A 10,775-nucleotide genomic window follows, 5' to 3' on the forward strand; every position below is an offset into this window, starting at 1 on the left:
AGCCGCCGTCCACCGATGCATCGGCGAACGCACGTACCATGACGGGACACTATCGAAGGAGCGTGTCCCGATGAGCTGGCAAAGTGCACTCGCGTGCTGGTATCTGCGCAGGCAATTTCGGCCGCAAACTCTCAATCCGCACGTCAATGTCGAGAAAGCGCGCGCGTTGACGGCCAGGCGCGTCTGGTCGCCAGGCGTGCCCGCCGGCTGGCGTCTGCGCGAATTGTACGGGCCGGACGATTGGCCGCTGCACGGCGAGTGGCTCGAACGCATCGATGGCGCGTCTACCGCCAGGAATCCGCCGACGCTGCTGCATTGCCACGGCGGCGGCTATTACTTCTGTTCGCCGCAGACGCATCGCTCGCTGACGTTCGGTCTGGCGACGCGTGCCAATGCGCGGGTCTTTTCGCTCGACTACCGGCTCGCGCCGGAACATCGCTTCCCGGCAGCGCTCGATGATGCGACCGCGGCTTATCGCCGGCTGGTCGCCGACGGCACGCCGCCCGAGTCGATCGTAATCTCGGGCGATTCAGCGGGCGGCGGGCTCGCGCTAGCCACGCTGGTCGCCTTGCGCGATGCCGGCGACGCTCTGCCGGCAGGGTGTCTGCTGTTCTCGCCGTGGACCGATCTGGCCGCCGCCGGCGCCACCATCCGCACCAACGACGGTCTCGATCCGATGTTCAGCGGCCCCTCGATCGCCCGCGCGGCGCAGGTCTATCTCGGCGACGCGTCCGCTACGCATCCGTACGCGTCGCCGGTCTACGCCGACCTGCACGGCTTGCCGCCGCTCTTCATCATGGCGGGCAGCACCGAGGTGTTGCTGGACGACTCGCAACGCGTTGCAGACAACGCGCGCGCCGCCGGCGTCGTCTGCGAACTCGACGTGTGGAAGAAGATGCCGCACGTGTGGCCGTTGTTCACGCCGTTCATTCCGGAAGCGAACCGCGCGCTCGACCGCGCCGCGGCTTTCGTGCGGCGCGTGACAGGTGGAGCGAACGGGCGCGGCGCCGCTCAGCGGTCGAGCGCGATGTCGATCGTCTGATAGGCGGCCTCGACCATGTCCTGGCCGTATTGCCGCTCGAGCCGCCGCACGGTGAAGTGGCCGTGCGCGACCTGCTGGAAGTGGTCGATGAACACCGTGTTGACCATCGCGCCGAGCACCGCGCCGATCGCCGGAATCGACTTGGCGGCGATCTGCTCGCTCACTTGCACCGAGAAACGCGCGGCAATCGTGTTGAGCAGGCGCAGCAGCGCGGCGGAACCGTGCGCGGTGAAGCCTTTTGTGGCGATTTCGGATGAAGCTTTCGACACCGCCTGCGCCAGCGCGCCGCGCAAGATGAAGTAGCCGAAGTCGGCATCTTCGTCGGCTTTCGACGTGCCGCCCATGCCCAGCACCGTCAGACACTGCAGCTGCGTGTCGATCGAGGTCAGATCCTCGCCCTCGCTGCGCGCGATGTCGCAGATCGAGCGGAACATCAGCGTGGTCGTCACCGGCAACTCGACGGGCAGCGCGAACAGGCCGAATGCGCCGCCGGCCGCGCCGGTGGTCGCCACCGCGAACTTGTGCAGCAGGTTGCTCGGCTTGTCGGGCGCGCTCAGCGGTGCCGCGCCGTCCTGTCGTCCAAGCGTGCGCAGAGCGATCGCCAGACACTTGCGCAAGGCCAGCTCCGTTGCCTCCGTGACCTTTTCGTTGGCGAAAGCCGGCATCCGCGACATCAGCTTTTCCAGTGGCGAACCGACGATGCTGGCCAGTTTCATCGCCAGCGCGGGGCTTTCCAGTTCATGTTTCGCGCGCCGCAGCGCGATCAGATCTTCGTTCGATAAAGATTGTGCAGCGAGCAAACCTGGCTCCATGTGCCTCCCTGGCGGCATGTGTTATCCATTCTTCAGCTGATTGGATTCGATTTGGCGGCGCGCTTAACGCCGCCGAGGTCCGAGTTTAGAACGTCACGTCGTGGTATGATTCCATATTGTTTGACGCGTCAACTGTTGCGCTATCAAAAATGGCTGTCCATACCGCGGCCCACCACTCGAGTGGGCAAGTTTTACCCTTCCGTGAATCGCTATTGGCGATGCTCGGCATTTCCTTCGTCACGATGCTGGTCGCGCTCGACCAGACCGTGGTGGGCACCGCGCTACCCACCATCGTGTCGGAACTGAAAGGTTTCGAGCTTTACGCGTGGGTCGCCACGTCGTACTTGCTGACCTCGGTGATCACCGTGCCGATTTTCGGCCGTCTCGGCGATTACTACGGGCGCAAACCGTTCGTGATCGCATCGATCGTCGTGTTCACCGGGGCGTCGGTTTTGTGCGGCGCTGCCAATAACATGCTGTTCCTCGTGCTCGCGCGCGGTTTGCAGGGGATTGGCGGCGGCATGCTGGTCGGTACTGCGTTCGCCTGCATTCCCGATCTCTTTCCCGATTCGGTCGTGCGTCTGCGCTGGCAAGTGCTGATGAGTTCGGCGTTCGGCATTGCGAATGCAGTGGGTCCGTCGCTCGGCGGCTTTCTCACGCAGTACTACGGCTGGCGCTCGGTGTTCTATGTGAATCTGCCGGTCGGCTTGCTGTCGCTGTTTTTCGTCTGGCGTTTCCTGCCGCATCTGCGGCACGTCGAGCACGAAGGCAAGATGCGGCTCGACTGGCCCGGCGCGTTGCTGATTGCGGTGTTGCTCGGCTCGCTGCAATTGTTCGTCGAGTTGTTGCCGAAACATGGCGTCACCTTCGGCGCGTTGGCGCTGCTGGCGTTGAGCGTCGCGTCGGCTTATGCGTTGTGGCAGTGGGAAAAGCGCTGCCCGACCGCGATTCTGCCGGTCGATATGTTCCGCAACCGCAGCCTCGCCGCGCTGTTCACGCTCGCGGTGCTCGGTGGCTTCACCATGTTTTCGCTGCTGTTCTACGCGCCGTTGCTGTTCCAGGGCGGCTTCGGCATGTCGCCGAAAGAAGCGGGGCTCGTCATTACGCCGCTCGTCGTGTTCATTACGATCGGCAGTATTTTGAACGGGCGGATCGTCTCGCGCGTGCGCAATCCGAATCTGATGCTGTACGTCGGCTTCGCATTGCTGGCGTTGGCGTGCCTCGGCGTGGTCGTCGCCACGCGCTCGATGCCGCAATGGCTGCTGATGTCGTTCATGGTGCTGGGCGGCCTCGGCCTCGGTTTCGTGATGCCGAACCTGACGATCTTCGCGCAGCAGACCGCCGGCCGCGAGCACCTCGGCATCGCCACGGCGCTGCTGCAGTCGCTGCGGATGATCGGCGGGATGATCGGCACGGCGCTCACCGGCACGCTGGTCACGCACATGTACGCGAGCGGCGTGCGCAGCGCGCTGGAAAACGATCACGCGTCACAGTGGTTCCCAGACCTGGGCGACCCGCAAATCCTGATCAATCGCGATGCGCAAACCACCTTGCTCGGTCAGTTGGCGCATGCCGGCCACAACGGTGCGATGCTGCTGGAAACCGCGCGCGAGGCGCTGGTCGCGGCGATTCATCTGGGTCTCGCGCTGGCGGCGATCATCGCTGTGGTGTCGGTGTGGCAAAGCCGTCGTGTGCCGCCGATCAAGCTCCAGCGCAAGCTCGAGCCGGTGATTCAAGCGGACTGATTTTTCGACTTACCGTTTTACTGACTCATCATGGAAGAACAGGATCGCGTCGCCGTCGTGCAGCAATTCGGCCGCACTTATCGGGCGTTCATGTCGGCATTCGAGGCGCACGTCGGCCATCCGTTGCCGCGCTGGCGCATTCTGCTGGCACTGCACGAACAGGCTGGCGAGTCGTCGCAGAAGCGGCTGGTCGAGCGCTTGCGCGTCGATCCGGGCGCGCTCACGCGGCAATTGAAAACGCTGGAAGGTCTTGGCTGGATCGCCCGCAGCATGGATGCGCGCGATAACCGCGTGACCAATGTGCGCCTGACCGAAGCGGGACTGTCTGCGACGGAAGCCAGCTTGCCGCGTCGTAACGCATTTCTGCACGACACGATGGCCAGTCTGCCGGACGACGCGCTGGCCGCGCTGTCGGGCGCATTGAAGATGCTGGAAGTGCGGATCGGCGAAGTGGCGGCCGCAGCGGGCGCCAGCAGCGCCGCCGCGACGCAGGCGTCTGACGCGGCGGTGGACGTCGGCCCTGAGCGCGAGGCGTGAACGCAAGGTTCTAGTGCGAAGATCGAGCGCAAGGTTTGAGTGCAAGGTTCGAGTGCAAGGTTCGAGTGAATGCGCCGCCGTGACGAGCGGCGCGCCACCCCGCGTAGAGCGCGCCGTTTTTCAGCCTTATCAGAAGAACGTTTCGATCACCTCGGTGACGCGATACGACGGATCGAGCACCAGCACCTGACGCCACTTATCGAACGTCAGACACGGGTGGGAGATGTCGAACGCGATCATGTCGCCCACCTTCAGATCGGCGCCGGCGGGGATCCGCAGATACGCATGCTGATCCATCAAGCCGAAAATTTCCCAGCCTTCGCTCGCCGCGACATCGCGCGGCGCCGCTGTGCCCGGGCGATAGTGGCGCGCCGGCTCCGGCATGCCCGCATCGAAAGCGGAGTCGCGCTTGCCGAGACCGATGATCGCGCGATCCGGTTCCGGAATCGACTGCACATACGCCCACAATTGCAGCGCCGGCAGCAAGCCTTCTCCCATTTTCTTCGCGACCGGATTGCGCGCGAAGATATCCGTTTGCGCTTTGCGGTAGATGCCGACGTCGTGCGTCAGATAGCAGCCGGGGCGCAGCACGACTTCGACCTTGCCGGTTTCCGACGCCTTCGCGAATTCTTCCGCGACCACGTCATACCAGGCCGAACCCGCGCCTGACAAAACGGCCGGCGTACGGGCAAAACGCCCTTCGTCGACGAGCGCGCGCGTGACGGCAACAGCGCTTTGCAGGAACTCGCGCACTTCGTGCTCTTCTTTCAGCACGCCTTCATACAACTCGACGCCTGCCAGCTTCAACACTTCCGGATAACGCGCGATTGCATCGAGCACCGCGTTGCGCTGTGCGTCGTCGCGCACGCCGGTGCGGCCGCCCGGCACGCCGAGTTCGAGCAGCACCTGCAGCGGTTTGCGCACCGATGTGAAGAACTGGCCCAACTGCTCGACGCCTTCGACCGAATCGACGAGACAGAAGAATTCGAAATCGGGATCGCTCAGCAACTCGGCGATCATCGTCATGTTGCGGCGGCCGACCAGCTGGTTGGCCATCAACACCCGCGAAACGCCGCCGTGATACGCGGCGCGCACCTGATGCGCGGTGGCGAGCGTGATGCCCCATGCGCCGGTTTCGAGCTGACGGCGAAAGAGCTGCGGCGACATCGTGGTCTTGCCGTGCGGCGCGAGCTTGACGCCGTACTCGGCGACGAACGCCTGCATCCACTTCAAGTTGTGTTCAACGCGATCCGCGTACAGCACCGCGGCGGGCAGACTCACGTCCTCGTTCAACAGATTCCACTCGAGGCGCGCGGCATCCGTGAGCTGGATGCTGGTGCCTGGAACCATGCCCAAGCCCTTGCTATAAGGATCAATCGTTGCGCCTTGATAGTTTGTAACTTTCATGTCTCCCTGCTCCATCATCCAGTTAAATTGAATCAAAGTTGACTTTACCATGTTACCGAAAGTACGATGGTCGAAGAAATGTTATTTAGTACCACGGCTCGCGCGGCCACGCTCACGGGCGGCTGCGCCGGCCTCCAACAGTCCACAATGAACTCTACTGCCGAACCGCTGGCTTTCGACATCGTCGCGCGCATTGCCGAATGCGCGCCGGAATTGCGTTCGGCCGAGCGCAAGGTTGCCGCGCTGATTCTCGACGATCTGACCGGTGCGTCGCGAGCGAGCATCGGCGCGCTCGCGCAGCAGGCCGGGGTGAGCGCAGCGACCGTCACGCGCTTTGCCAAGGCGGTCGGTTGCCGCGACGTGCGGGAATTGAAGCTGCGGCTCGCCCAGGCGGCCGCGGTCGGCCAGCGCTTTCTGCAAGCGGGCGCTCCCACGGACGCGCCCGAGCCGATTGCCACCCGCGTGTTCGACGAAGTGCAGACCGCGCTCACGCATAACCATCAATTGCTGCGTCAGGCTCCGCTCACCGAAGCGGCAGCCGCATTGCGCGCCGCGCGGATGATCTACGTGTTCGGCATGGGCGGCGGCTCGACCGCGCTCGCCGACGAGATGCGTTTCAGGCTGGTACGCCTCGGCCGGCCTGTCGCGACCTACCAGGACGGCCTGTTGCAGCGCATGGTGGCGAGCACGGTATCGCGCGAGTGTGTCGTGATTGTGTTGTCGACAACGGGCCGCGTGCCGGAGATCGTCGAGAACTGCCGGATCGCACGCAGCTACGGCGCGACCGTGATTGCGCTGACCGCACCGGCTTCGCCGCTCGCCACGCTGGCTGATTGGGTGATCCCGATCGTCGCGTTCGAGACCGATTTCATTTACAAGCCGTCGTCGTCTCGTTACGCGATGATGATGGCGCTCGATGTGCTCGTCACCGAACTTGCCGTCAGTCAGGGTGATGAGAGCCGCGAATTGCTGCGCCGCATGAAGCACGCGCTCGACGCGCACCGTGGCGGTGGCGATCGACAACCGTTAGGAGACTGATCCATGCATTCGCATCCCGAAGCCGCCGATACGCTGATCGTCGGCGCGCAACTGTATGACGGCACGGGCGCACCGCCGGTCGAACGCGATGTTGCGATCCGCGACGGGCGCATCGTCGCAATCGGCAATCTGTCGAACTGGCTCGCCGAAGAGGTGATCGAGGCCGACGGCCGCGCGCTGGCGCCGGGCTTCATCGACGTTCATACGCATGACGACACGCACGTGATCCGTTCGCCGCAAATGCTGCCGAAGATCACTCAGGGCGTGACGACGGTGATCGTCGGCAACTGCGGGATCAGCGCGTCGCCGGTTGCGTTGAAGGGCGATCCGCCCGATCCGATGAACCTGCTCGGCGAGCGCGACGCGTTCCAGTATCCGACCTTTGCCGAGTACGTCAAGGCGGTCAACGCCGCGCGGCCCGCGGTGAATGTCAGTGCGCTGATCGGGCATACGGCATTGCGCAGCAACCAGATGGACCGGCTGGATCGCGCGGCGACGCCGCAGGAAATCGAAGGCATGCGCGCGCAGCTCGAAGAGGCGTTGTCGAACGGCGCGCTGGGCCTGAGCTCGGGGCTCGCGTACGGCTCCGCATTTGCCGCGCCGACCGAAGAAGTGATGGCGCTGGCCGAGCCGCTCGCCGCCGCCGGCGCGCTGTATACGACGCACATGCGCACCGAGTTCGACGCGATTCTCGATGCCATGGACGAAGCGTATCGGGTGGGGCGTCATGCGCACGTGCCAGTGGTGATTTCGCATCTGAAGTGCGCGGGGCCGTCGAACTGGGGGCGTAGCGAGGAGGTGCTGAAGTCGCTGGAGGGCGCGCGGCGCATGCAGCCGATTGGTTGCGACTGTTATCCGTACAACCGCAGTTCGTCGACGCTCGATCTGAAGCAGGTGACGGGCGACATCGACATCACGATTACGTGGTCCGAGCCGCATCCGGAGATGGCGGGCAAGCTGGTGAAGGAGATTGCCGCCGAGTGGGGCGTGACGCAGCAGGAGGCGGGCAAGCGCTTGCAGCCGGCGGGCGCGGTGTACCACAACATGTCCGAGGAAGACGTGCGGCGGATTCTGTCGCATCCCGCGACGATGGTCGGCTCCGATGGTCTGCCGAACGATCCGTTGCCGCATCCGCGCTTGTGGGGCGCGTTTCCGCGCGTGCTCGGGCATTACGCGCGCGATGCCGGTTTGCTGCCGCTCGAAGAGGCGGTGCGCAAGATGACCAGCTTGTCGGCTCGGCGGTTTGGGTTGGCGCAGCGTGGCGAGGTGCATATCGGTTATCACGCGGATCTGGTGCTGTTCGATCCGGCGCGAGTTCGCGATGCCGCGACGTTTGAGAAGCCGCAGCAGGCGGCAGACGGCATCGACGCAGTATGGGTGAGTGGGGTGTTGTCTTATCGCGATGGAGCCGTGACCGGCGAGCGCGCGGGACATTTTGTGGCGCGTGGCGCGGCGTCGAAGGGTGACGCGCACGGCGCGTTTTGAGTTCTGTTTTGAGTTCTTTTATTCGATGCGGTGCGCGGCGGTTTTGATCGGCGCATGCCTGACTTTGGGAGGAGTTTGATGATGAAGCGATATGGCGTTGAAGGCGGGAAGGGGACCGGCGGTCAGCATATGCCCTTTGCCCGGGCTGTCGAAGCGGATGGCTGGTTGTTCGTTTCCGGGCAGACGCCGATGGAAAACGGCGAAGTGATCAATGGCGGGATCGTCGAGCAATCGCATAAGGCGATTCAGAATGTTTTCGCCATTCTGAAAGAAGCCGGGTATGGGGCGGAGCATGTCGTCCGCTGCGGGGTGTGGCTCGATGATCCTCGCGATTTTGCTTCTTTCAATAAGGTTTTCCGGGAGTATTTTGGGGAGAATCCGCCGGCCAGAGCTTGTGTGGTTTCTTCTATGGTGATCGATTGCAAGGTCGAGGTTGACTGCGTCGCTTATAAGACGCCTGCTGGAAAGGCTTGATGGTTTTTGCTTGTCAGGCGCAGGCGCTGGGCTTGCGTCCAGCCGGGCCGCGGCGAATATCCACGCGTGGCTTGCCGTCACGCGTGGCGCCGAAGCCCGGCTGTCTCATCACTTCAAGTGAGGCGCTCGCATCCACGAGCCGCAAAAAACTCACTGCCGCGCAGTGCGCAGATTATCCGGCATCGGCAGATTGTAGTTGGTGCGGAACGGATTGATATCGAGCCCGCCACGCCGCGTGTATCGCGCGTAAACCGCGAGCTTCACCGGCTTGCACTGCCGCATGATGTCGACGAAGATCCGCTCGACGCACTGCTCATGAAACCCCGTGTGATTGCGATACGAAATGATGTACCGCAGCAGCCCTGCATGATCGATTTGCGGACCGACGTAATGAATCTGCACGCTGCCCCAGTCGGGCTGCCCGGTTACCGGGCAATTCGATTTCAGCAGATTCGAAACAAGCGTTTCTTCGACAGGGGCCTCGTCCCGCGCCGCCGTCAACAGCGACGGGTCGGGATGATAGACGTCGGTATCCAGATCGAGCCGATCGAGCGACAAGCCGTCGAATTCCTCCAGTTGCAGCCGGCTGAACTCGACCGGTTGCGCCAGGTGCACCGACACGCTCGCTGCGCACGCAGCCGAGACGTCGCGCCTGATCGTATCGCGCACGATATCGATCGATTCGAATGCCGTCTGCGCAAACGATCCCAGATATAACTTGAACGACTTCGACTCGACGATATTCGGCGAATCAGCCGGCACAAAAAACGTCGCCACCGCAATCTGCGGCTTGCCGCGCGCATTCAGCCAGGACAGCTCGTAAGCATTCCAGATGTCCGTGCCGAAAAACGGCAACTGCGCGCCAATTCCAATCGCCTCTCGCGCATTGCTGCGCGCGATCGGAAACAGCAGCGACGCGTCGTATTGTTCGGTGTAGGCGGAAGGCTTGCCCAGCGGTGATTGTTCGGGTGTCATGATGCGTTCACGATGCCACTCAGCACGTGCCCCGTCGCCGTCACGACGCGAGCCGATTCGCAGTGGCCAATTTGGTCGTCGAAGAAAAAGTCCGGCTCGAACTCGCGCAGAAATGCGCTCTTGTCGAGGCCGCCGAGGAACATCGCTTCGTCGATTTCGATGTTCCACGCCATCAAGGTGCGGATCGCGCGTTCATGCGCGGGCGCCGAACGCGCTGTCACCAATGCCGTACGAATATGCATCGGCGCGGCTTCGTCCGCGAGTTTCTGCAGCCGGTGCAGCGCTTCGAGCAACGGCTTCAAGGGCCCGTCCGCGAGCGGCAAATCCTTGTTGTGCATCTCATGGCCGACAAACGCCCGCAGGCCATCTTTCTGGAATACGCGCTCGGCTTCGTCGGAAAACAGCACGGCGTCGCCGTCGAACGCGATCCGGATCTCGTCCGGATACTTGCTCGCCGTTTTCGCCGATTCAGGCAACACGCGCGCAGCCGGAAAACCCGCGGCCAGCGCGTCGCGCACGTCGTCCTGATTCGCGGACAAGAACAGCGACGCGTTCAGCGGCTTCAGATAGCCGAACGGCGCCCGGCCACGCGTAAAGACGCCGCGCTCGATCGCGAGGCCATGTTCGCGGCACGAATGAAAAGCGCGCAATCCGCTGATCGGATCGCTGCGCGACAGGATCACCACTTCGACACGGTGACCGCCCGCGTTCAACGCCAGCAGCTTGCGGATCAGCGGAAATGCCACGCCCGGCTTGGCGGGCACAGCCAGCCGGTCGCGCTGCAAGGCTTCATACGCTGGCAGGTCGCCGTCCTCGTACACGCGGTTCTCTTCCTCGAAGTCGAACAGCGCGCGCGACGAGATTGCCACTACCAGTTTGTCGGCGAGCGAAAGAGCCATCTGCGCGTTTCAGTCCAAAAAAATCAGGCGAGAATCAGGCGAGAAACAGCCGGTACACCGGATTACCGGTCTCTTCCCAGTACGGATAGCCGAGCGTCGCAAGAAAGCGCTCGAACTCGCCGTTCTCGCTTTCCGGCACCTGGATGCCGACCAGAATCGAGCTGTAGTCCGCGCCCTGGTTGCGGTAGTGGAACAGGCTGATATTCCAGTTCGGCGCCATCGACGACAGGAACTTCATCAGCGCGCCCGGCCGCTCCGGAAACTCGAAGCGGAACAGCCGCTCGTCATGCGCGAGCGGCGAACGGCCGCCGACCATATAGCGGATGTGCTGCTTGGAGAGTTCATCGAACGTCAGATCGAC

General features: G+C 63.3%; 10 protein-coding genes and 1 pseudogene. 6 read left to right on the forward strand and 5 right to left on the reverse strand.

The genetic code is table 11. The features are described 5' to 3' along the window. Window positions 1–70 precede the first annotated feature (70 nt). Window positions 71–1,042, forward strand: coding sequence for an alpha/beta hydrolase (locus AC3WLT_RS11330; RefSeq protein WP_492591961.1), 972 nt, complete (start codon window positions 71–73; stop codon window positions 1,040–1,042). Here the strand turns inward: AC3WLT_RS11330 and AC3WLT_RS11335 are convergent. Next, window positions 1,012–1,854 (reverse strand): EcsC family protein, encoded by an 843-nt coding sequence (locus tag AC3WLT_RS11335; protein ID WP_492591962.1) that lies wholly within the window; start codon window positions 1,852–1,854, stop codon window positions 1,012–1,014. The two genes, AC3WLT_RS11330 and AC3WLT_RS11335, sit on opposite strands and share 31 nt — an antisense overlap. A 149-nt stretch (window positions 1,855–2,003) precedes the next feature. Here AC3WLT_RS11335 and AC3WLT_RS11340 point away from each other — a divergent pair, with 149 nt between their 5' ends. Then, window positions 2,004–3,599 carry an MDR family MFS transporter gene (locus AC3WLT_RS11340; RefSeq protein WP_492591963.1) on the forward strand — a complete coding sequence of 532 codons (1,596 nt, stop codon included), beginning with the start codon at window positions 2,004–2,006 and terminating at the stop codon, window positions 3,597–3,599. 30 nt (window positions 3,600–3,629) lie between these two features. Then, window positions 3,630–4,136: a MarR family winged helix-turn-helix transcriptional regulator gene (locus AC3WLT_RS11345; RefSeq protein ID WP_492591964.1), complete on the forward strand. Its 507-nt coding sequence runs from the start codon at window positions 3,630–3,632 to the stop codon at window positions 4,134–4,136. A gap of 129 nt (window positions 4,137–4,265) precedes the next feature. Here the strand turns inward: AC3WLT_RS11345 and AC3WLT_RS11350 are convergent, their stop codons facing one another. Next, window positions 4,266–5,543 carry an amino acid deaminase gene (locus tag AC3WLT_RS11350; protein ID WP_492591965.1) on the reverse strand — a complete coding sequence of 426 codons (1,278 nt, stop codon included), beginning with the start codon at window positions 5,541–5,543 and terminating at the stop codon, window positions 4,266–4,268. 147 nt (window positions 5,544–5,690) lie between these two features. On the opposite strand from AC3WLT_RS11350, the gene AC3WLT_RS11355 reads away from it, so the two are divergent. The 3 genes from AC3WLT_RS11355 (at window position 5,691) to AC3WLT_RS11365 (ending at window position 8,540) form a co-directional block, all read left to right on the forward strand. Further along, window positions 5,691–6,581, forward strand: coding sequence for a MurR/RpiR family transcriptional regulator (locus AC3WLT_RS11355; protein ID WP_492591966.1), 891 nt, complete (start codon window positions 5,691–5,693; stop codon window positions 6,579–6,581). A 3-nt stretch (window positions 6,582–6,584) separates the two neighbouring features. Further along, complete coding sequence (locus AC3WLT_RS11360) at window positions 6,585–8,066, forward strand: N-acyl-D-amino-acid deacylase family protein (RefSeq protein ID WP_492591967.1); 1,482 nt, start codon at window positions 6,585–6,587, stop codon at window positions 8,064–8,066. A gap of 81 nt (window positions 8,067–8,147) precedes the next feature. Then, window positions 8,148–8,540 (forward strand): RidA family protein, encoded by a 393-nt coding sequence (locus AC3WLT_RS11365; protein WP_115099644.1) that lies wholly within the window; start codon window positions 8,148–8,150, stop codon window positions 8,538–8,540. 150 nt (window positions 8,541–8,690) lie between these two features. On the opposite strand, the gene queF is transcribed toward AC3WLT_RS11365, so the two are convergent. The 3 genes and pseudogenes from queF to AC3WLT_RS11380 form a co-directional block, all read right to left on the reverse strand. Beyond that, the gene (gene queF, locus AC3WLT_RS11370) at window positions 8,691–9,515 is read right to left on the reverse strand and encodes an NADPH-dependent 7-cyano-7-deazaguanine reductase QueF (RefSeq protein WP_492591968.1); all 825 of its coding nucleotides are present in this window, start codon (window positions 9,513–9,515) and stop codon (window positions 8,691–8,693) included. Further along, window positions 9,512–10,414 (reverse strand): 5'-nucleotidase, encoded by a 903-nt coding sequence (locus AC3WLT_RS11375; RefSeq protein ID WP_492591969.1) that lies wholly within the window; start codon window positions 10,412–10,414, stop codon window positions 9,512–9,514. Before AC3WLT_RS11375 ends, queF begins: the two co-directional genes overlap by 4 nt. A gap of 34 nt (window positions 10,415–10,448) precedes the next feature. Further along, a pseudogene (locus AC3WLT_RS11380) lies at window positions 10,449–10,775 on the reverse strand (threonine ammonia-lyase, biosynthetic); the annotation flags it as partial.

The organism is Paraburkholderia sp. FW306-2-2C-D06C (genome assembly GCF_058781505.1).